Here is a 20247-nt window from a genome sequence, read left to right as displayed (position 1 = left end):
CTTCCGGCCTTTTTATTGGAATGGCAGGGGCACAAAAGAGCGGAGATTATGGCTCCCCGTCCTCTTCCTCTCCACTTTCAATCAGATGCCCCAGCTTGCCTTTCTTGGTGGAGAGGTATTTGGCATTGTGCGGGTTGCGCCCGGACTGGTGTGGCAGGCGCTCGGTCACTTCGATGCCCAGATCCTGCAAGGCCTTTACCTTGCGCGGGTTGTTGGTCATCAGGCGAATGGCATGGATACCCAGATGCGCAATCATCCCCTTGAGGAGGGAATAATCGCGCATATCCGCACCGAAGCCGAGCCTTTCATTGGCCTCTACAGTATCTGCCCCACAGTCCTGCAGGTGATAGGCGCGAATCTTGTTCAGCAGGCCGATGCCGCGACCCTCCTGGCGCAGGTAAAAAATGGCCCCGCGCCCCTCCATGGCAATGCGGTGCATAGCGTGTTGTAACTGGGCACCGCAGTCACAGCGCAGAGAGAAGAGCGCATCGCCGGTCAGACATTCCGAGTGAATGCGGGCGAGCAGCGGTGCATCGGTATTGAAGTCACCCATAGTGAGTACCAGATGCTCCTTGCCGGTACCCAGCTCCTCAAAGCCGTGCATCTCAAACATACCCCAGGAGGTGGGCAGCTTTGAGGATTCCACATATCGAATAGCCAACGTTATACCTCTTCTATTCAGTTGCGTGCGCGCAGTATCAGCACACCATCCTGCTGCTTCATATCCACCCGGGCGAGAAAGGTGTTTCCCAACAGCACGATACGGGGAAAGTCCCCAGCGTGCACAGTGGCTTCCACATTGTGCAGTTTAATGCCACCAATGGTCACACTGCTGAGAGTCACCAAGTACGCCCGTGTCATACCATTGGCAGTTGAAACCGCGATTTCCTCCGCACCTTCAAGATTGAGGCCGAGGCGGCGCGCAGTGGGATAGTTGAAGGCAATGCTGGTTGCGCCAGTGTCCACCAGCATGGGCACGCGCAAGCCATTCACCCAGGCTTCGGCGCTGTAGTGGCCGCGCCTGTCGGCCATGAGGCGCACCTCGGCCTTTTCGGCCTGCACATAGCGGGTGGCAACCGGTGCATCCAGGGTGAGCTTTCGCTCGCGCCCAGCGACACGGATGCGGGCATGGCTGGTGGTGGCCTCCAGCAGTTCGACCCCTTCCGGGGAGCTTTCCCCCCTGCTGAGAATACGCTGGCGACCATCAATTTCCAGCAGGGCGCTGTCGCCAAAAAGCCCCTTGAGCTGCACCTGCTGGGCACCGGCGGCAGTGGCAATCAGCAGCCCCAGCAGTACACACAGTCGTTTTCCCATCGATAGTCCCTATCCGTTTACACACCTACCAGCCATGCGGTCACCTGCACTACCAGCCCCGCGTAAATGGCGGCCAGTATATCGTCGAGCATAATTCCGATGCCACCCTGTACCTGCTTGTCCGCCCAGCGCACGGGCGCTGGCTTGGCAATATCGAACAAGCGAAACAACACAAAGCCGTACAGCGCCCACACCCAGCCCTGGGGAGCCATCCACATGGTGAGCCAGTAACCCACCATTTCATCCCAGACAATGCCGCCGTGGTCATGCACGCCGAGTTTCTTCGCCGCGGCGCCACACAGGTAACACCCCAGCAGTGCGGAGACCACCACAATCCCCAGATACCCGGCCGGAGACAGCCCCTGCATCAACCACCAGAAGGGGATGGCGGCAAGGGTGCCAAAGGTGCCCGGCGCCCTGGGGGCAAGGCCGGAACCAAAACCAAAGGCCAGCAACAGAACGGGGTCGCGCAACAGCCGGGGAAAAGACGGATTCTGTATCTTCATGGTGTCCAAGTCCGGTGACACTACAAAGCCATAGCGGTATGGCCTGCCTGTAAAGCCGCCCTCAAAAGTGCCGGTAGCCCGTGCGGGGGGCCCGCCAGCGCTTTCCGTTTTGCCAGCAGCGCACCTCGGCTTCGCCGCTGCCCAGGGTACCGATAGCCACCGCTTCCGGCGCCAGCTTTTGCAGGGCTGAAACCCGCGCCTGGGGCACGGTAAAACACAGCTGGTAATCGTCGCCCCCGGCAGCGGCCAGCGCCAGTGCAGCCTCCCCCGCTAGCGCCCGCGCCAGCGGCGCAATCGCCAGCCGCTCCAGATACACATCGGCACTGACCGCGCTGGCGGTGCAGATATGGGCGAGATCCGCCAGCAGGCCGTCGGAAATATCCACTGCACTGCTGGCCAACCCGGCGATGGACGCCGCAGTGGCGAATTGTGGCTCAGGGTAGTAAAAAGCCCGCTCGGCACTGCGCCGGGTTTCCCCTTCGGCTGGTCGTTCGCCCAGGATCACCGGCAAAGCGGCGGCTGCCCCGCCCAGAGGACCACTGATATACACGAAGTCGCCGGGGCGGGCGCCGCCCCGGCACAGCGGTTTCAGGGTCTGGCCCAGTACCTGGATGGTGATCGACAAAGGCCCCGCGGTGGTATCGCCACCCACCAGGGAAATGCCAAATAGTCTGGCGGTGTTCAGCAGGCCAGCGGCGAACCGCTGCAACCAATCCGCGTCACTGTGCGGCAGGGTCAGCGCCAGGGTAAACCACAGCGGGCGCGCATTCATGGCGGCCAGGTCGCTGAGATTAACCCGCAGTGCCCGCGCGGCAATAGCGGCGGGGTTTGCATCCACAGGAAAGTGCCTGCCCGCCACCAGGGTGTCTACGGAGGCGGCCAACTGGCCCTGCGCCGGCACCTGCAACAGGGCGCAATCGTCGCCAATACCCAGTGCCACCCCCTCGCCCTGCGGGGCGCTGGCGAAGTAATCGCGGATAATGTCAAACTCGTCCGGCGCGTGTTCCATGGCTGTGACTGCGGGTTAAGTTTTCTTGTCCGCAGCCACTTCCGCCGCGCGCAGGGTTGCGGCAGTCCTGTCCAGAATGCCGTTGATAAACTTGAAGGCATCGGTGGGGCCGAATTTTTTTGCCAGGGCCACCGATTCGTTGATCACAACCTTGTAGGGCACATCCATGCGGTGTTGCAGTTCGTAGGCAGACATGCGCAAGAGCGCGCGGGAAACCGGATCCAGGTCTTCCACGCTGCGATCCAGGTAGGGTGTAAAGGTGTCTTCCACCGTATCGAGGTTTTTCGCAACCCCGTGGAAAAGGTCGCGGAAATACGCCACATCGGTTTTACTCATATCGTTATCGGCGTGAAACTCCGCCTCGATAGTCGTGAGGCTGGCGCCGGCTATTTGCCATTGGTAGAGCGCCTGCATGGCGTAGTGGCGCGCCTTGCGGCGGGCGGATGCAGTTACCGTCATTGTCTTTTCCGGTGGGTACTTCACAGGGTGGATTGGCGCCGGCCCGGCCGGCGCCGCAGCATTAGATCTTGCCGAGCAGTGAGACCATTTCCAGGGCGGTCTCGGCGGCCTCGCAGCCCTTGTTGCCGGCCTTGGTGCCGGAGCGCTCGATGGCCTGCTCAATGGAGTCCACGGTGAGTACACCGAATGTCACCGGAATACCGGTGTCCAGTGCCACCTGGGCCAGCCCCTTGGTGCACTCGCTGGCGACATATTCAAAGTGCGGGGTACCACCGCGAATCACCGCCCCCAGGGCGATCACCGCATCGAACTTTTTGCTCTGCGCCAGCTTCTGCGCAATCAGCGGAAACTCAAACGCACCCGGTGCGTAGCAGATCGTGATATCCCCATCCGGAATGCCCTTGCGGCGCAGGGTATCGAGTGCGCCGTCTTTCAGACGCTCCACCACAAAGCTGTTCCAGCGACTCACCAACAGCGCATACTGGCCACTGCTGCCGACAAAGTCCCCTTCGATCACTTGCGTATTGCTCATCGTTTTCAATCCGTATCCTGGTGGTAGCACCGGCACTCACCCGCGGACCGGGCCAGTGCGCGCTGCTTGATTTTACTGGTCAGCGTTCAGGTACTCCTCCACTTCCAGGTCGAAGCCGGAAATGGCACTGAATTTGAATGGGGCGCTCATCAAGCGCATTTTGCACACTTTGAGGTCGCGCAGTATCTGCGAGCCGGTGCCCACCTGCTTGTACACCAGGTCCTGACTGGGGCGCTGCTGCTTGCCGCTGATCAGCCAGTCGATACTCTCTTCGATTTCCTCTGTGGTCTCGTTGTGACAGATCAACACCACCACACCCTTGCCCTCTTGTTCGATGCGCTGCATGGCGCGGCGGAAGGTCCAGGGTGTGAATGTCTCGTCGCCGCGGCGAATGGTGAGTACATCACGCAAAGTATTGCCTACGTGAACCCGCACCAGGGTGGGCTCTTTCGGCGTGGGGTCGCCCTTGATAAAGGCAAAGTGGCGCTCGCGGCGAGCCCTGTCCAGATAGGTGCGCAACCTGAATTCGCCGAACTCGGTATGCACCTTGCGCTCGTTGATACACTCCACCGTTTTTTCGTTGAGGGCGCGGTAGTTGATCAGGTCGGCGATGGTGCCGATCTTGAGGTTGTGTTCCCTGCCGAACCGCTCCAGGTCCTGGCGCCGCGCCATGGTGCCATCTTCGTTCATGACCTCGACAATCACCGCGGCGGGCTCAAACCCCGCCAGGCGCGCCAGGTCGCAACCCGCTTCGGTGTGACCGGCCCGGCTCAGCACCCCGCCGGGCTGGGCCATAATCGGGAAGATATGGCCGGGCTGTACAATATCGCTGGGCCTGGCATTCCTGGCCACCGCCGCGCGTACGGTGCGGGCGCGGTCCGCTGCGGAAATCCCCGTGGTAACCCCCTCGGCGGCCTCAATGGATACGGTGAAGTTGGTGCTGAACTGAGTACCATTTTCCCGCGACATCAGCGGTAGATCCAGCTGTTCACAGCGTTCCCTGGACATGGGCATACAGATCAGGCCGCGGGCGTGGGTGGCCATAAAGTTGATGTCCTCGGCGCGTATCTGTTCCGCCGCCATCACCAGATCGCCCTCATTTTCGCGATCTTCGTCGTCCATCAGGATCACCATCTTGCCCTGGCGAATATCGTCGATCAGTTCTTCAACCGTATTAAGTTCCATTGCTCACTCTGGATAAATTGGTCAATTGCAAATTGGGCGCCCTCCCCGGTGGCCGGCAAACGCCGGCTAGCGCGGGTAAAATCCGTGCCGGGCGAGAAATTCACGGGTTATCTCCGTATTGCCGGGTGTGGCCGCCTGCTCCCCCAGAAGCAGGCGCTCCAGATAGCGCGCGATCAGGTCCACTTCCAGGTTGACGCGCGTCCCGGCGATGTAAGCGCCCATAATCGTTTCCTGCAGTGTGTGGGGTACGATGGTCAGCTCGAACTCTGCGCCGTCCACCGCATTCACGGTGAGGCTGGTGCCATCCACCGTAATCGAGCCCTTATGGGCAATATAGCGGGCCAGGTTTTCCGGTGCGCGCAGGCGGAAGCATTCGGCACGCGCTTCGGATTTGCGCCACAATACCGTACCGATGCCATCCACATGGCCACTGACAATATGGCCGCCCAGACGCGTTTGCGGGGTGAGGGCCTTTTCCAGGTTGACCCGGTCGCCCCTTTGCCAGCCACCGACACAGGTGACAGCCAGGGTTTCCGCGGACACATCCGCCCAGTAGCCGTCGCCGCACAGCGCCACCACCGTCAGGCACACGCCGCTGGTGGCGATACTGTCTCCCAGCTGCACATCGGACAGGTCCAATTCGCCGCTTCTGACCCGCAGGCGCAGATCACCCGCGCGCGCTTGCAGTTCGGCGATATCACCCACAGCTTCAATGATTCCGGTAAACATCAGCGCTCGATATCCGTGGTTGCGGTGATGCGCCAGTCATGCCCGACCGCACGCATATCGGTAATCGTAACCGGCAGGACCGAACCCATCCGCTCAATCGGTAGTGCAAACAGCGGTCGCGCCGTGCTACCGAGTAACTTGGGCGCCAGGTAGACAATCAACTCGTCCACATGGCCGCGGTACAGGAATGCACCGGACAGTGTCGCGCCGCTCTCCACCAGAACCTCATTGCACTGACGCCGTGCCAATTCCTGCAGCAACGCGAGCAGGTCCACTTGCCCGTTTGCATCCGATGGCAATACCAGCACCTCTGCACCGGCCTGCTGCAGGCGCACGCGGCGCTGTTCCTCTGCGCGCTCAGTCGTGCACACCAGTGTGGGGGCGTCGCCCTGCAAAATAAAGGCTTTGAGCGGTGTGCGCAGCTGGCTGTCGACAATAACCCGCAGTGGCTGTACCCGAGCGGCCTGTTCCGCCGCAAGCAGCGCCAGCGCCATTTCGTCCGCGCGCACATTCAGGTTGGGGTTGTCAAAGCGCACCGTCTCAACGCCGGTAACAATCGCGCAGCTGCGCGCGCGCAGGCGCTGCACATCGGCGCGCGCAGCGGGACCGCTCACCCATTTGGACTCACCACTGGCCATGGCGGTGCGCCCGTCCAGACTCATCGCGGACTTGCAGCGCACCAGTGGCAGGCCCAGGGTCATACGCTTGATAAAACCGGGATTGAGCCTCCGGCACTGAGCTTCCAACAGGGGGCCTGCCACCTCGATACCCGCTTCGCGCAGTCTCTGCAGGCCCGTGCCGCCAACCTGTGGATTCGGGTCCTGCATTCCGTAGACCACGCGGGCAACGCCGGCTTCGACCAGCGCCTCTGTGCAGGGGCCCGTGTGGCCGGTATGAACGCAGGGCTCGAGGGTGACATACACAGTGGCCCCGCGGGCGCACTCGCCCGCAGCACACAGCGCCTCAATCTCCGCATGGGCGGCACCGGTGCGTTGATGCCAGCCCTCACCCACAACCGCACCGGCAGGATCGGTAATCACACAACCGACCCGCGGATTGGGCATGGTGGTATAGAGGCCTCGCTCCGCCAGTTGGATAGCGTGGGCCATCAGGGCCTGGGCGCTCTGCACAGCGGCACGACTCATTGCGAACCGCTTCCCTTTCCGATCAGGCGTTCTATCTCTTCGTTGAATTCACTCACATCTTCGAAGCGCCGGTACACCGAAGCGAAGCGCACATAGGCCACCGGGTCCAGCTCGCGCAACTGCTCCATCACCAATTCTCCTATGGCGCGGGCGGGCAGCTCCCGCTCGCCGGTGGCCTGCAGGGCGTGTTTTATCTGGGAGACTGCGGACTCCACCCGTTCGGTGCTGACCGGGCGCTTCTCTACCGCGCGCTGAATACCCGCGCGCAGCTTGTCTTCGTTGAAGGGCTCGCGCTGGCCGTTCTGCTTGACGACCCGCGGCAGCAGCAGTTCTGCGGATTCGAAAGTGGTAAAGCGCTCGCGACACACAAGGCACTCGCGCCGACGGCGCACCTGATCCCCTTCAGCAACCAGGCGGGAATCGACAACTTTGGTTTCTTCTGCGCCGCAGAAAGGACAGTGCATACGGGATAGTTCCCAGAGGGAGTGGAAAATGGATTGCAGTTTACCATAGCCGCTGGATCAAGTGGCCCGACAGCTAGCGCTAGTGTTCCCTTACCACTGATTGCCCCCGTGGCCACTGCGCCAGTACGTCCATAAAGAAAACGGCTCAAAGAGCCGCTTTCTTGTTAACACTGCCAATCAGCCCTGGCTGTACACCGGATACTGTGCACAAATTTTCAGCACCTTCTGCTTTATCTCGGCAATAGCGGTCTCCACATCCTCCTTTTCCAGTGCATCCAGAACATCGCAGATCCAGTGGGTCAGCTGCTGGGTCTCCTCGACACCAAAACCGCGGGTGGTGATCGCCGGGGTGCCGACACGCAGCCCGCTGGTAATAAATGGGGAACGTGGATCATTCGGTACCGCATTCTTGTTCACCGTAATATTGGCACGCCCCAGGGCCTCATCGGCATCCTTACCGGTGTACGCTTTGCCGATCAGATCCACCAGCATCAGGTGGTCATCGGTACCCCCGGAAACGATATTGATGCCCCGGTCCAGGAAGGTCTCCGCCATGGCGCGGGCATTTTCCACCACTTTTTTCTGGTAGGCCTTGTACTCCGGGGTCATGGCTTCTTTAAAAGAAACCGCCTTGGCGGCAATCACATGCATCAGGGGGCCGCCCTGGCCACCGGGGAATACCGCAGAGTTCAGCTTCTTCTCAATCTCTTCATTGGCGCGGGCCAGGATGATACCGCCGCGCGGGCCGCGCAGGGTTTTATGGGTAGTGGAGGTGACAACATCTGCATGGGGAATCGGTGTGGGATACTCTCCGGCAGCCACAAGGCCAGCGACATGCGCCATATCCACAAACAGATAGGCCCCCACCTTGTCGGCAATTTCGCGAAAGCGCGCCCAGTCCATCACACGGCTGTAGGCGGAAAATCCGGCAACGATCATCTTCGGCCTGTGTGCCAGCGCCAGGCGCTCCACCTCCTCGTAATCCACCTCACCGGTTTCAGGGTTCAGGCCGTACTGCACGGCACTGTAGATCTTGCCGGAGAAGTTGACCCGGGCACCGTGGGTCAGGTGACCGCCGTGGGCCAGGCTCATGCCCAAAATAGTATCGCCGGGGGCACAAAGGGCCTGGTAAACCGCAGCGTTGGCCTGGGAACCGGAATGAGGTTGTACATTGGCGTAGTCGGCGCCAAACAGTTGCCTGGCACGCTCGATGGCCAGGGTCTCCACCTTATCCACATACTCACAGCCACCATAGTAACGCTTGCCTGGATAGCCTTCGGCATACTTGTTGGTCAGACTGCTACCCTGGGCGGCCATAACTTGCGGGCTGGTGTAATTCTCTGAGGCAATCAGCTCGATGTGGTCTTCCTGGCGAGCATCCTCCTCCCGAATGGCTTCCCAGATCTCGGGGTCGTAAGAGGCGAGCGTGACAGATGCATCAAACATGGTGTTCCCTCGATAAAGCGGGTTGGATAGCCACTTGTGAAACCCGACACTTCAGCGCCCAGGCCCTGCAACTGGGACCCGAACAGCAAAGAGGGCCGGGGCTAATCAAAACCCTGAGCGTTCAGAAAGGCGCGCATTGTACACCAAGGGCGGAGGGATTGCGCAAAATGCAAACGCGGCCCAGTGGCCGCATTTGGAGAGGATGGACCGGCTTAGAAACGTACAACCAGGGAGCCTGACCAGTAGTCCACCTCTTCTTGGATAAGCGTGTATTCGGCTTCAAAGGAGATGTTTTCGGCCAGTTTAAAGCCGACACCAACACCCACGGAGGCGCCGCTATCGGAAACATTACCAAAGGATTTTACACCCACTTCTTCGTTGAGGTAGCCGAAGCGCCCCTTGAAATAAATATCTCCCTGGGTGCGATAAGTGGTATACACTGCCTGGGTGGAGATAGAGTAACCCACTGTTTCCCGGTCAATCCTGCCCCGAAATGAATCGTAATCAAAGCCAACGAGTTCGCCATCTACCACGGAGCCGGTAAACTCAGCCTCAATCCCCCAGCCTGAACTCCAGGTATAACCCCCGCGAATACCAGCGCTTAAAGGGCTCTCATCACCGACATCCGTGTTCATCACACCAAAAACACCACCGATGTGATGTAGGCCCCTTTCGCCTGGACAGCAGCCGAACAGAGCAAAGCCACCGCCGCAACCACTGCTTTAAGATTGAAAGACATGCTTTTCCCTTACTATAGAATCCACAAAAGCCGACGGATGTCCCCTGATCATTGGGTGATTGGCCCAGAAACTATAGTGGCCGCACACTGAGTCCTGTGTATTTCCAAAGGCATCTCTCCACAGCCAATAGGCAATAGCCAATAGGCAATAGGCAATAGGCAATAGGCAATTCGGATAAAAAATGTACGGTCTTGATTGGCTTCATTTTACTGGTCTTCGACTATGGGTGCCATAGAGAGGTATTGCTCCCTCCGGCTCGCCGGAATTTCCAATCAGATGCCGAAATGGCAATTGAGCCAGACTTGGCTAATACCCGGGGAATCCTGAACAAGCCCCAATTTCGCTAAATGCCTCCCGCTTTTTCATTAAGTTTCCCTCGCTTGATCCAAGTCAACCCAGCCACATCGAGCCCAACAACAATAGAGCAAGAAACAAATCGCGGAGGTCTGGGGTGGATACCATCTACCGACAACTGTGTTGTGACCATCAAGCTATGCAGCAAATGCTCGATACCTTTGAGCAGCTGTTGTTGGATCTTTTTGGACACAGTGACCGGGACCCAAATACCCTTTCATGTATTCTCGATGCACTGGATTATTTTTCCGTTTACCCGGATCAATACCACCATCCGCTGGAGGATTTGGTGTTTGCCCGGCTGTTGCTCAAGCCGGTCCAGAATCGCGATGCCATTTATAAAGCGCGGATGCAACACCAGCAGATTGCATCCGCAACCAAACATATATGCGCACTCTTTTATGCCGTGGCCAATAACGCAATGGTGGAGCGAAAAATGTTGGAGAGTACCTGCAGCGCCTATATACAACTGCAACGCACCCATATCCACCTGGAAAATTCAGCACTGTTTGCCCAGGTTGAGCGGTATCTGGACGCAGAAGACTGGCGCTTGATTCATATGCAAGCTAAAAATCTTGACAACCCGTTTTTTGGTAACAAGATGAAAAAAGTGTATGAGACACTGCGTGAACATCTCACGCAGCATCAAAATGCGGCAACTGGGTTTGCCTGATACATACACCAGTCATCCAGGGGGGATGAACATCAAACGGCAAGGCACTTCCATCGGGATAGGGTGAATCGACGATGATTTTCTGCTGTCTCTCAAAACGATTGGTCAGCCAAGTCATAAAGACTATGAGCAAGTCGCTCTCCTGCTGGAATATGCCCTTGAGGGCGTGAAACACCCCCAGGTTAGTAGACTTGTGGATATTCGGATTTTGTGAGGGCCGGGGTCTGCATACAGTGTGATATGAGTTCAGGCTCGCCCTGAAACACGGCAATAAATTTTTCAGAATTGCCGCACTCTGGAATGAGCAATAACAAGAGATCGCCACCAAAATTGGGGGCTGGTCTATCAGCGGCAAGATGCGCTACTTCGAGGAATATCACAAAGCCATGGACTGGCTAACAATAGGGAATAAATCCAACAATAAACAAACTCACAAGACATTCGCTTTCTCCACGCACTCGTGATAAGTAGTGGATTTTGGGGGCGTTTACGCCCCCTTTTTTCACCAAAGCATCCGTGAAGCAAGATGAAAACCCTATGCCAACTGCCGTGGCGGGAAACCTGCACCAACCTGCTATTTGAAGACGGGGCTCCCAGTATACAGTTGCGAAAAATAATTTCACTGCTCTGGAAAGAGCACGACATATTGTGCCAGTGCAATGTATATGCAAGCAGCACTCACGGGTGGTTCTCATAACCGCAATGGGTTCCCGCAATCTCACTAAGCCCGACTAAATTCAGAATCTGCACGCTTCTGCCATTCACTCGGATCAAATGCTCGCGGTGAAAGCGGGAAAAAAGCCGGCTCACCGTTTCTGCACTCAAACCCAGGTAATTGGCAATATCAATGCGTGGCATGGAGAGCACAAACTGACTGGATGAACATCCACAGCGGGCATATCGGCTGGAGATATTGATTAATAATGCGGCGAGGCGGGTATCTGCTGCGCGCTTGCCCAGTAGCATTAATATTTCATTTTCCTGACGCAGTTCGTCGGAAAACAGGCTGTAGATTTGCTGCTGCAGTGCCGGAACCTGTTGGGCCAGCCACTCCAACTGGACAAAGGGCAGCAGGCAGACACTGCTGTCTTCCAGAGCCTCGGCATAACTGGAGTGGAGTCGTCTGCTGTAGGCATCGAGGCCAAGCAGCTCTCCCGGAAGGGCAAAATGGGTTACCTGGGTATCGCCATCGGCGGCAATGACCGCACGTTTAAAACTGCCGGAGCGAATGGCATAAAGATTCTGAAAAGAATCCCCGGCGCTGTAGAGCATCTCCCCGGCTCTGACGATCCGCTTTTTGCGGGTAACGCCCTCCAGCCGGTCAATGTCTGCCTGGGATAGCCCCGCAGGGAGACACAAACGCCTGACCGAACAATTACTGCAGCTTACCGCTACTGACGAGTCAACCATATCAAAACGAGGAATAACCTATCTGTCGCAATGGTACCCACTTCTTCGGATAAGGTCGCGTGGAGAAAATCGGACATCAGAAATTGAGGTTTTTATTCTAATGAACGGCCAGCCGCTCAAGCTATGTCGTACAGAATATCAAGCGGGGGAGAATATTATTTATAAGTAGTATAAGGCGGACACCTACCAGTGCATCGGCCAGCCGCCTGCATTTCACAAAGTCCCGGAGAGTATTTCTCCTGAACCGGCATAATTGTAATCCGGTATTCCCACCGTTTACAAAGGGAGCAATAGGTAATTGAGCACTGCAAAACCGCTTACTGGGACTCCTCATAACTGCAGTGGGTGCCCGCCAGCTCACTCAGCCCCACCAGGTCCACAATCTCCACGGCCCTGCCGCTCACCTTGATCAGGTTTTCCCGCTGCAAGCGCGAGAACAGCCGGCTTACGGTTTCCGCAGTCAGCCCCAGGTAGTTGGCGATATCGGTTCGCGGCATGGACAGGATAAACTTGCTGTGGGAATAACCGCGGCGGGAATATCGGCTGGAAATATTAATCAGCAGTGCCGCCAGGCGGGTATCCGCCGAACGCTTGCCAAGCAACATCAGAATATCATTTTCTTGGCGCAGCTCTTCGGAAAAAATCGTGTAAATCTGCTGCTGCAGGGCCTGTACCTGGTGGGCGAGAATTTCCAGTTGAGTAAATGGCAACAGGCAGACGCTACTATCTTCCAGGGCTTCGGCATAACTGGGGTGGACCCGGTCACTGTAGGCATCGAGACCGAGCAGTTCTCCAGGCAGGGCAAAATGCGTCACCTGGGTATCGCCATCGGCAGCAATAACCACCGTTTTGAAACTGCCGGAACGAATGGCGTACAGATTGGCAAAAGGGTCACCAGCGCGGTAGAGCGTCTCCCCGGCTTTCACCAGTTTTTTCCGGCGAGTGACCTGCTCAAGCCGATCAATATCGGCTTGGGATAATCCTGCCGGCAGGCATAAACGCCTGACTGAGCAGTTGCTGCAGCTGACCGCTACTGAGGAGTCCATCATACTAACCAGCCGGTAATTCAATTTGCGGCAATTGTAACCGCTAAGCGGGCAATCGTCGCCTGCAGCCAGTTAAAGAACACGGGAATATTGGGCCTGTGTCGGCTGGTTGTGTAGATAACTATCGAAAGCGGACGCCACATTTCGCACAAACCAACGCCCCTGCTCAGTAATCATAATTGCCTTGTCGTCCTGGTAAATAAGCCCGTCGTCAAACATAGGTTGCAGACGCTCGAGTTCCTCATGGAAATACTCTGCAAACGGTATTCCCATACAGCGCTCAACCTCGTCTTTATCCAGGCGCAGGCGACACATGAGTTCGCTGATCACCCGTTGACGCAATCGGTCCTCCTCGCTCAACAACCAGCCCCGGCAAGCGGCATTTCCCCGCTCGCCAATGGCCTGGGCGTACTCTTTCAAGCGGTGCGAGTTTTGCCAGAAGCCACTTTGACTGTAACTGATTGCCGATGCGCCCAGTCCCACAAGGGCATCTGCAGGCATCAGGGTATATCCCTGGAAATTCCGTTGTAGCCTGCCCGTATCCGCAGCTTTGGCCAGTTCGTCGCCGGGGCGGGCGAAGTGATCCATGCCGAGGAATGCATATCCCGCGCGCGCCAGATGCTCCACGGCTGCCAGTTGCATGGCAATTTTTTCTGCGGCAGGGGGAATCAGATCGGTATCTATCAGGCGCTGGGCCTTAAAGCGGTGTGGCAAATGGGCGTAGTGATAAAGCGCGATACGATCCGGTTGTAACTCCAGCACCCTGTCCAAAGTGCGCTGCAGTGTGCCCAGGTTCTGCTGCGGCAGTCCGTAAATCAAATCGTAGGAAATGGAAACAAATCCTCGCTCACGCGCTGCAGCAGTCAGGGTACTCACCTGATCGGCACTGCAAATACGATTGATGGATCGCTGTACCTCGGCATCAAAATCCTGAATGCCCAGACTGAGGCGATTAAAACCCAGCTCTCTCAGGGTATCCAGCGTCTCCAGTTCCAGGGTACGCGGATCGGCTTCAATGCTGTACTCAACACCATCACCAGGGTTCAGATCAAAGACCTCTCCCAGCCCTTTCATTAACCGACGCAAATCAACATCGTTGAGGAAAGTGGGCGTACCACCACCCAGGTGCAACTGTGTTACCGGTACCTGCGCCACTTTATCGCGGTACCAGCGCGCCTCCTGTAAAAGATGATCGAGGTAACTGGAGGCGAGTCCATACTGCTGGGTGATCACTTTGCTGCAGGCACAGAAGTAACAGAGGGAGCGGCAAAAGGGAATATGGACATACAGAGAAAGGCTGCGGATGCCCTGTAGCCCTGTCCAGGGCCTGACGCCCTCCAGAGAACTGAACCGATCCGCAGTAGGATAAGAGGTATAACGGGGGCAGGGCCCGCTGTAGCGGGATAACAGCGCTTGTGAAAGCCCGCCCACTTTGGTCTTTATCTCTTGCACCATATTCATCACAATTTTATCAAGCCATTTGCGACAACCCCCGTCACAAACTGAAAGATGACCGTCAGGCCCACCAAAAGAAAACCACAGCGGCCGCCCCATCCCGGAGCCCCGGTGTCACAGGCTTAGAACCGGTAGCCCAGCCCCGCCGTGTATACCAGCGGGTCGATATCCACGCTGGCGGTGATATCACCCACTTCCGGCACTGTCACTTTGGCGTCGGTATCGATATCGATCAAGAACACCGCCAAGTTCAACAACCAGCGCCTGTTCGCGCCGAAGGCAAAATCCACTCCCGCTTCCGCGGCCAGGCCAAAAGAGTTGTCCAGGGACAGTTTGGCTCCTCCTGTTGCACCGAGAGTTGCGAATCTCGCATCCGCTTCGCTGTCAATGTCCTCATCAAAGAATACGGTGTAATTCACCCCCACGCCGAGATAGGGCTGGACTGAAGACCGCTTATCCATGGGGTACCACTGCAGCAGCAGGGAGGGCGGGAGCTGCTTGGTTTCCCCAAGGTCAAAGGTCGCCCCCAGGCCCTCGACCTGAATATCGTGGGTGAACGGGGTTGCCGCCAGCAGTTCCACACCCCAGTGGTCGTGGAACATGTAAACGCCTGTCAAGCCCAGCGCGGAGCCGTTGTCAACATCAACCCTGGTGCCACCCAGCCTGGCACCCGACACTGACAGCGCGCTGGAACTGACATCGGGTGCTACCGAGGCGATGCCACTGCGCACAATGATGCTCCCCTTTTCATAGGCAAGTGCCGGTACAGAAAGTACAGCGGTCAAAGCAGCGGCTGTGCATGCAGTGATACGATTCATCAACTTCTCCATAGAGCAATTTGGTATTTTTCCCGACTTGAGAAGGCTTCTTCCAGGCCCACTCACCAGTCGCAGGCAGGTTAACCGCTGACCTTGCTCAGGGGCTTGATCCAAATCAAGGGGTTCAAATGCACGATATCAAGACCATCGATTAGTGCGATGCATTAAGGAGGAACAAGGAAAACATGAGGCACATCAGGGGAATGGCAGAGGTGTAGCTATCAGGAAACCCAAAGGAGCCATCGAGTCCTTCCTGAAACTGGCTTGTCGATGAGGGCGCAATACCTGGGAGGCAGACAACTCGTATTTCACCCCCGAGACTGATCAGTTGCCGGATTCATGCTGCCCGGGCGCGTGGCTCAGGCGGCCACAGGCTGGCGCAAGCTCTCCGCCTCCACAGGTACGCAGCTCACTCAGGAGCGACCACCGACCGGTCCCATTCGGCAGCACTGACTTAGCATATAGCACCGCAGTGACCGGAAAATCCTAACTAGTCGGTCAAAACTCCTGCCGGGCGGCGGAACATATTTTGGATACTGGAGAAATCCAGTTGCTGGTTCTCTGCACTGGCACCGTGCAGCTGATACAGGTTTTCCGCCAGCGCGCCCATGGGCGTGGACGAAGCGCTACCCGCCGCGGCATCCATGGCCAGGCGCAGATCTTTCAGCATCAGGGCCACACTGAAACCACCACAATAACCATTGGCTGCGGGCACATTCTCCATCGCGCCAGGGTAGGGATTGTAATGAGTCAGAGACCAGTTATTGCCTGAGCTTTCGCACATAATTTCCGAGAGCACTCTCGGGTCCAGCCCCTTGTCCACACCCAGTTGCAGCGCTTCGGCGGTACCAGTCATCTGCACCGCCAGCAACAGGTTATTGCAGATTTTCGCCACCTGCCCTGATCCAGCGCCACCCGCATGGAAAATCTTGCTGCCCATGGCCTGCAACGGCGCTCGCGCCACATCAATTGCCGCCATGTCGCCGCCACACATAAAGCACAGGGTACCCGCTATTGCCGCGGCAGTCCCGCCGGACACAGGAGCATCAATTGCGCGAATACCGCGCACATGGGCCGCTTCATGCACCAGGCAGGCATCTTCCGCAGAAACCGTCGAGCAATCGATGACCAGGGTATCCTCCTGAAGCTGTTTTAACAGCCCCTGCTCACCGAGATAGAGGCCTTTGATCGCATCGCCACTGGGCAACATGGAAATCACGGTGCCGGCCCCTTCCAGGGCCTGTCCAATATGCTCACAGGCCAGGCAGCCTCTCCTCTGTGCCTGCGCCAATGCCGCGGGATTTAAGTCAAAAGCCGCTACTTGGTATCCGGCCTTGACCAAATTGGCAGCCATCGGGCCACCCATATTACCCAGACCAAAAAAGGCTATCTTTTGCATAAAAACCACTCCGGTTTTTGTTGTTGGTGTCCCGGGCGAAAACGGCCCGGTTCGCTCTATAAATCTGCCAGCGGATGCTCGCCGTACCAAGGGCTGTCAAAGCAGCGCGCTACCTGCTCTGGAGATATCTCCTCCAGGCTCGCCGGTTGCCACTGCGGAGCACGGTCCTTGTCGATCAACAGAGCACGCACCCCTTCTTTGAAATGGCCACTGGCACAGAGGTTGACTGCCAGAGCCAGCTCCATACGGAAGACATCGGCGAGGGACCGGTGGCGGGCCCGGCGCAGCTGCTCCCAGATAATCCAGGGTGTTAACGGAGAGCCCCCCGCGAGGGTGCTGGCGGAGCGCTGCAGCCATTTGTCTCCCCCCTGGTAGGAACGGATTGCCCTACACACCGCTGGCAGACTGGAGAAGTCCGTGAGCTGCTGGATCTGGTCATAGTGTTCCCGCAGCACCGATTCCGGTCGCTGCAGCGATACGAGTTCAAACGTTTTCAGGCAATCACTGACGGTTTCGTGGTTGGCATCTACATTCCGGGCAAATGCCAACGCAGCCAATGTTTCCAGTACGGTATCGCGCTGGTCCTGCGCGACCATACGGTCCGCCAGGCCCACAAACAGGGCATCGGCACCATTAAACTGGGCACCTGTCAGCCCCAAAAACAGCCCGAGACGGCCGGGCATACGGTTCAGGAACCAACTACCTCCCACATCGGGAAACAGGCCGATGGTAATTTCAGGCATGGCCATGCGGGTGGTTTCAGTGACAATACGGTGACTGGCCCCGGCCATAATACCGATACCACCGCCCATCACGATGCCGCCGCCCCAAACTACAACCGGCTTGGAATAGGTATGGATTGTGTAATCGAGACGATACTCGCGGGAGAAAAATTCTGTGTTATATCGGCCATCCCCTGCCTCTCCATAGCTCGCCGACTGCTGGTATAGGGTCACCACATCGCCTCCGGCACACAGCGCCCTGTCGCCACTGCCGTCTATCCACACAACAGCCACCGTATCGTCCCGGGCCCACGCATCCAACTGGGCACAGAGCCGGTCTATCATCTGCAGGTTCAGCGCATTCAGCGCCTTGGGCAGGTTGAGAGTCGCGATCGCCACAGCGCCACGTCGGGAAAACAATACGGGAAAATCCTGATCCATTGTTGTCTGTCTTATTGCACCTGTACTTGATAGCTTCGCAGTTAAGCACAGATCGCTGCGGGCGTCAGCCACACGCGAGTACAGCCCCCTTACCCAGGCCCACGCAGTTGCACTTTCTACGCAAACTGATAAGTTGCGCGCAAATTCTCACCGATTCCAACACTCATTACTGGAACCCAGATGGCTGAATACGTTTACACCATGAACCGGGTGGGCAAGGTAGTACCACCCAAACGCGAAATCCTCAAGGATATCTCCCTGTCCTTTTTTCCCGGTGCCAAGATTGGGGTGCTGGGACTCAATGGTGCCGGTAAATCCAGCCTTCTGCGCATTATGGCCGGGGTGGATCAGGACTATCATGGTGAAGCCCGGGCCATGCCCGGTATTAAAGTGGGCTACCTGCCTCAAGAACCCCAGTTGGACCCCGGCAAAACCGTGCGTGGCAATGTGGAAGATGGCATGCGGGAAGCCATCGACGCCCTCGCCGGCCTCGAACAGGTCTATGCCGATTATGCAGAACCCGACGCAGACTTTGATGCCCTGGCAAAAAAACAGCAGCAGCTAGAAGATATCATTCATGCCTGGGACGCCCACAACCTGGAGCACCGCCTGGAAGTGGCTGCCGACGCCCTGCGCCTGCCATCCTGGGACGCGGATATCACCAACCTGTCCGGTGGTGAAAAGCGCCGTGTGGCCCTGTGTCGCCTGTTACTGTCGCGCCCCGACATGCTGCTGCTCGACGAGCCCACCAACCACCTGGATGCCGAATCCGTGTTCTGGCTGGAGCGCTTCCTGCACGATTTTACCGGCACCGTCGTAGCCATCACCCATGACCGCTACTTCCTCGACAATGTGGCTGGCTGGATTCTGGAACTGGACCGCGGCCACGGCATCCCCTGGGAGGGGAACTACACCACCTGGCTGGCACAGAAAGAGCACCGCCTGGCACAGGAACAGCGCGGCGAACAGGCCCGTATGAAGGCTGTACAAAAAGAGCTGGAGTGGGCCCGCCAGAACCCCAAAGGCCGCCAGTCCAAGAACAAGGCCCGCCTCGCACGCTTGGAGGAGATGCAGTCTCAGGATTTTCAGGCCCGCAACGAGACCAACGAGATCTATATCCCGCCCGGTGAACGCCTCGGCGACAAGGTGATCGAGTTTGAGAGTGTCAGCAAAGGTTTTGGTGATCGCCTGTTGCTCGAGAACCTGTCCCTGCGCATCCCCAATGGCGCTATTGTCGGTATCGTTGGCGGCAACGGCGCCGGAAAATCCACTCTGCTTCGTATGATCAGCGGCTCAGAACAAGCGGACGCCGGAGAAATTCACATCGGGGACACCGTCAAAGTCGCCTATGTGGAACAGGGCCGTGAAAACCTGGATAACAGCAAAACCGTTTGGGAAGCCATCTCCGACGGCCACGACAGGCTCAAGATCAATCACTACGAAGTGGGGTCGCGCAACTACGTGGGCCGATTCAACTTCAAAGGCAGCGATCAGCAAAAACGGGTGGGCGAGTTGTCCGGCGGGGAGCGCGGGCGCCTGCACCTGGCCTATACCCTCAAGCAGGGCGCCAATGTACTGCTGCTCGATGAGCCCTCCAACGATCTGGATATCGAGACACTGCGGGCCCTGGAAGAAGCCCTACTCAATTTCCCCGGTTGCGCCCTGATAATCTCCCACGACCGCTGGTTCCTGGACCGTGTCGCCACCCATATCCTCGCCTACGAAGGCGAGAGCGAAGCCGTGTTCTTTGAAGGTAACTACACCGAATACCACGAGGACTTTGTTCAGCGCAAGGGCGAAGAGGCCACACCACATCGCATGCACTATAAGAAACTGAAGACCTGAAAGTAAGAAAGCCCGCAGAATGCGGGCTTTCTTTGTAAATTTGAGATATAACACCCAAAAACTCTATTCAAACGTCTCAATTAAAAACTCCTACTAGGCCAGTCAGAGAGCAACTGACTTACTAAAGCACAATAAAACACTTTGTAAGCACGACAACTTATGTCCTATGAAACAACCATAATAGTTTCAAATAAAGATAGGTAATCAGTCTCAAATTTTTGATACGCTTATTCTTCGTTTTCCCATGGCCGAGGGTACTCAGCTTGTGGGCCCGCCTGGATATCAGTTTCAGCATTCATAACAAACTCCTTTCTAAAATTTTTTTTCGAAAAATAAAGAACACACCTAAAGAGAACTGCCATAACAAAAGGGGGAAAAGTTTACCCCCACTTTGACCCCACCTGTTTAGTTGGCACAAACGTTTCATTTAAGTCTTCATCACTCCCCTATAGCCAGATCAGCAGGACGGTAATGCAAGAGCAGCTTCCCGGCCCATCTGGATATCGGCCCGAATATAGATATAGCATCTCCTTTTTTTTGTCAATATGAAAAATA

At 57.1% G+C, this 20247-nt stretch carries 20 protein-coding genes; 2 read left to right on the top strand and 18 right to left on the bottom strand.

What is annotated here, in order from left to right; genetic code table 11:
- Positions 1–46 precede the first annotated feature (46 nt).
- The 12 genes from ribA to ACL7TT_RS02205 all read right to left on the bottom strand — a co-directional run bounded on the left by ribA (position 47) and on the right by ACL7TT_RS02205 (position 9424).
- Positions 47–661, bottom strand: a complete 615-nt coding sequence (ribA, locus tag ACL7TT_RS02260) for a GTP cyclohydrolase II (RefSeq protein ID WP_413392824.1) — start codon at positions 659–661, stop codon at positions 47–49.
- A gap of 17 nt (positions 662–678) precedes the next feature.
- Positions 679–1314 carry a retropepsin-like aspartic protease family protein gene (locus tag ACL7TT_RS02255; RefSeq protein WP_413392822.1) on the bottom strand — a complete coding sequence of 212 codons (636 nt, stop codon included), beginning with the start codon at positions 1312–1314 and terminating at the stop codon, positions 679–681.
- 17 nt (positions 1315–1331) lie between these two features.
- Positions 1332–1820 (bottom strand): phosphatidylglycerophosphatase A family protein, encoded by a 489-nt coding sequence (locus ACL7TT_RS02250; protein ID WP_413392820.1) that lies wholly within the window; start codon positions 1818–1820, stop codon positions 1332–1334.
- A gap of 61 nt (positions 1821–1881) precedes the next feature.
- A complete protein-coding gene (thiL, locus tag ACL7TT_RS02245) occupies positions 1882–2829 on the bottom strand; it encodes a thiamine-phosphate kinase (RefSeq protein ID WP_413392818.1) in 948 nt (315 codons plus the stop codon).
- A gap of 15 nt (positions 2830–2844) precedes the next feature.
- Entirely contained in the window at positions 2845–3288 is a 444-nt protein-coding gene (gene nusB, locus ACL7TT_RS02240) for a transcription antitermination factor NusB (protein WP_299941403.1), read from the bottom strand.
- A 61-nt stretch (positions 3289–3349) separates the two neighbouring features.
- The gene (gene ribH / locus ACL7TT_RS02235; protein ID WP_413392815.1) at positions 3350–3820 is read right to left on the bottom strand and encodes a 6,7-dimethyl-8-ribityllumazine synthase; all 471 of its coding nucleotides are present in this window, start codon (positions 3818–3820) and stop codon (positions 3350–3352) included.
- Between the two features lie 72 nt (positions 3821–3892).
- Positions 3893–5005, bottom strand: a complete 1113-nt coding sequence (ribBA, locus tag ACL7TT_RS02230; RefSeq protein ID WP_299941409.1) for a bifunctional 3,4-dihydroxy-2-butanone-4-phosphate synthase/GTP cyclohydrolase II — start codon at positions 5003–5005, stop codon at positions 3893–3895.
- Positions 5006–5071: 66 nt separating this feature from the next.
- The gene (locus tag ACL7TT_RS02225) at positions 5072–5734 is read right to left on the bottom strand and encodes a riboflavin synthase (RefSeq protein ID WP_413392813.1); all 663 of its coding nucleotides are present in this window, start codon (positions 5732–5734) and stop codon (positions 5072–5074) included.
- Complete coding sequence (gene ribD, locus ACL7TT_RS02220; protein ID WP_413392811.1) at positions 5734–6879, bottom strand: bifunctional diaminohydroxyphosphoribosylaminopyrimidine deaminase/5-amino-6-(5-phosphoribosylamino)uracil reductase RibD; 1146 nt, start codon at positions 6877–6879, stop codon at positions 5734–5736. The genes ACL7TT_RS02225 and ribD overlap by 1 nt, the downstream gene beginning before the upstream one ends.
- A complete protein-coding gene (gene nrdR / locus ACL7TT_RS02215; RefSeq protein WP_299941418.1) occupies positions 6876–7343 on the bottom strand; it encodes a transcriptional regulator NrdR in 468 nt (155 codons plus the stop codon). The genes ribD and nrdR overlap by 4 nt, the downstream gene beginning before the upstream one ends.
- Before the next feature lie 177 nt (positions 7344–7520).
- The gene (gene glyA, locus ACL7TT_RS02210; RefSeq protein ID WP_413392809.1) at positions 7521–8789 is read right to left on the bottom strand and encodes a serine hydroxymethyltransferase; all 1269 of its coding nucleotides are present in this window, start codon (positions 8787–8789) and stop codon (positions 7521–7523) included.
- Between the two features lie 212 nt (positions 8790–9001).
- Complete coding sequence (locus tag ACL7TT_RS02205) at positions 9002–9424, bottom strand: outer membrane beta-barrel protein (RefSeq protein ID WP_413392807.1); 423 nt, start codon at positions 9422–9424, stop codon at positions 9002–9004.
- A 556-nt stretch (positions 9425–9980) separates the two neighbouring features.
- Here ACL7TT_RS02205 and ACL7TT_RS02200 point away from each other — a divergent pair.
- Positions 9981–10556 carry a hemerythrin domain-containing protein gene (locus ACL7TT_RS02200; protein WP_413392805.1) on the top strand — a complete coding sequence of 192 codons (576 nt, stop codon included), beginning with the start codon at positions 9981–9983 and terminating at the stop codon, positions 10554–10556.
- Positions 10557–11234: 678 nt separating this feature from the next.
- Here ACL7TT_RS02200 and fnr (ACL7TT_RS02195) read toward each other — a convergent pair.
- The 6 genes from fnr (ACL7TT_RS02195) to ACL7TT_RS02170 all read right to left on the bottom strand — a co-directional run bounded on the left by fnr (ACL7TT_RS02195) (position 11235) and on the right by ACL7TT_RS02170 (position 17847).
- Positions 11235–11966, bottom strand: coding sequence for a fumarate/nitrate reduction transcriptional regulator Fnr (fnr, locus tag ACL7TT_RS02195; protein WP_413392803.1), 732 nt, complete (start codon positions 11964–11966; stop codon positions 11235–11237).
- Positions 11967–12283: 317 nt separating this feature from the next.
- A complete protein-coding gene (gene fnr, locus ACL7TT_RS02190) occupies positions 12284–13015 on the bottom strand; it encodes a fumarate/nitrate reduction transcriptional regulator Fnr (protein WP_413392801.1) in 732 nt (243 codons plus the stop codon).
- A 69-nt stretch (positions 13016–13084) separates the two neighbouring features.
- The gene (hemN, locus tag ACL7TT_RS02185) at positions 13085–14467 is read right to left on the bottom strand and encodes an oxygen-independent coproporphyrinogen III oxidase (RefSeq protein ID WP_413392799.1); all 1383 of its coding nucleotides are present in this window, start codon (positions 14465–14467) and stop codon (positions 13085–13087) included.
- Positions 14468–14589: 122 nt separating this feature from the next.
- Positions 14590–15285 carry an OmpW/AlkL family protein gene (locus ACL7TT_RS02180; RefSeq protein ID WP_413392798.1) on the bottom strand — a complete coding sequence of 232 codons (696 nt, stop codon included), beginning with the start codon at positions 15283–15285 and terminating at the stop codon, positions 14590–14592.
- Between the two features lie 490 nt (positions 15286–15775).
- Positions 15776–16684, bottom strand: a complete 909-nt coding sequence (gene mmsB, locus ACL7TT_RS02175; RefSeq protein WP_413392796.1) for a 3-hydroxyisobutyrate dehydrogenase — start codon at positions 16682–16684, stop codon at positions 15776–15778.
- Positions 16685–16740: 56 nt separating this feature from the next.
- Entirely contained in the window at positions 16741–17847 is a 1107-nt protein-coding gene (locus tag ACL7TT_RS02170; protein WP_413392794.1) for an enoyl-CoA hydratase/isomerase family protein, read from the bottom strand.
- A 180-nt stretch (positions 17848–18027) separates the two neighbouring features.
- Between ACL7TT_RS02170 and ettA the strand changes: the two genes are divergently transcribed.
- A complete protein-coding gene (gene ettA, locus ACL7TT_RS02165; protein ID WP_413392792.1) occupies positions 18028–19692 on the top strand; it encodes an energy-dependent translational throttle protein EttA in 1665 nt (554 codons plus the stop codon).
- Positions 19693–20247 lie beyond the last annotated feature (555 nt).

Source organism: Microbulbifer jejuensis, assembly GCF_047289955.1.
Lineage (GTDB): Bacteria > Pseudomonadota > Gammaproteobacteria > Pseudomonadales > Cellvibrionaceae > Microbulbifer.
This window is presented reverse-complemented; position numbering and strand designations above follow the sequence as displayed.

Bases quoted from the DNA above. Each gene is read 5' to 3' on its own strand.
- ACL7TT_RS02225 (WP_413392813.1), bottom strand. From the start codon at position 5,734: ATGTTTACCGGAATCATTGAAGCTGTGGGTGATATCGCCGAACTGCAA.
- ettA (WP_413392792.1), top strand. From the start codon at position 18,028: ATGGCTGAATACGTTTACACCATGAACCGGGTGGGCAAGGTAGTACCA.
- ribH (WP_413392815.1), bottom strand. From the start codon at position 3,820: ATGAGCAATACGCAAGTGATCGAAGGGGACTTTGTCGGCAGCAGTGGC.
- nusB (WP_299941403.1), bottom strand. From the start codon at position 3,288: ATGACGGTAACTGCATCCGCCCGCCGCAAGGCGCGCCACTACGCCATG.
- thiL (WP_413392818.1), bottom strand. From the start codon at position 2,829: ATGGAACACGCGCCGGACGAGTTTGACATTATCCGCGATTACTTCGCC.
- fnr (WP_413392803.1), bottom strand. From the start codon at position 11,966: ATGGTTGACTCGTCAGTAGCGGTAAGCTGCAGTAATTGTTCGGTCAGG.
- ribBA (WP_299941409.1), bottom strand. From the start codon at position 5,005: ATGGAACTTAATACGGTTGAAGAACTGATCGACGATATTCGCCAGGGC.
- hemN (WP_413392799.1), bottom strand. From the start codon at position 14,467: ATGGTGCAAGAGATAAAGACCAAAGTGGGCGGGCTTTCACAAGCGCTG.
- glyA (WP_413392809.1), bottom strand. From the start codon at position 8,789: ATGTTTGATGCATCTGTCACGCTCGCCTCTTACGACCCCGAGATCTGG.
- ACL7TT_RS02170 (WP_413392794.1), bottom strand. From the start codon at position 17,847: ATGGATCAGGATTTTCCCGTATTGTTTTCCCGACGTGGCGCTGTGGCG.
- ACL7TT_RS02255 (WP_413392822.1), bottom strand. From the start codon at position 1,314: ATGGGAAAACGACTGTGTGTACTGCTGGGGCTGCTGATTGCCACTGCC.
- fnr (WP_413392801.1), bottom strand. From the start codon at position 13,015: ATGATGGACTCCTCAGTAGCGGTCAGCTGCAGCAACTGCTCAGTCAGG.
- ACL7TT_RS02205 (WP_413392807.1), bottom strand. From the start codon at position 9,424: ATGAACACGGATGTCGGTGATGAGAGCCCTTTAAGCGCTGGTATTCGC.
- mmsB (WP_413392796.1), bottom strand. From the start codon at position 16,684: ATGCAAAAGATAGCCTTTTTTGGTCTGGGTAATATGGGTGGCCCGATG.
- ACL7TT_RS02250 (WP_413392820.1), bottom strand. From the start codon at position 1,820: ATGAAGATACAGAATCCGTCTTTTCCCCGGCTGTTGCGCGACCCCGTT.
- ribD (WP_413392811.1), bottom strand. From the start codon at position 6,879: ATGAGTCGTGCCGCTGTGCAGAGCGCCCAGGCCCTGATGGCCCACGCT.
- ACL7TT_RS02180 (WP_413392798.1), bottom strand. From the start codon at position 15,285: ATGAATCGTATCACTGCATGCACAGCCGCTGCTTTGACCGCTGTACTT.
- nrdR (WP_299941418.1), bottom strand. From the start codon at position 7,343: ATGCACTGTCCTTTCTGCGGCGCAGAAGAAACCAAAGTTGTCGATTCC.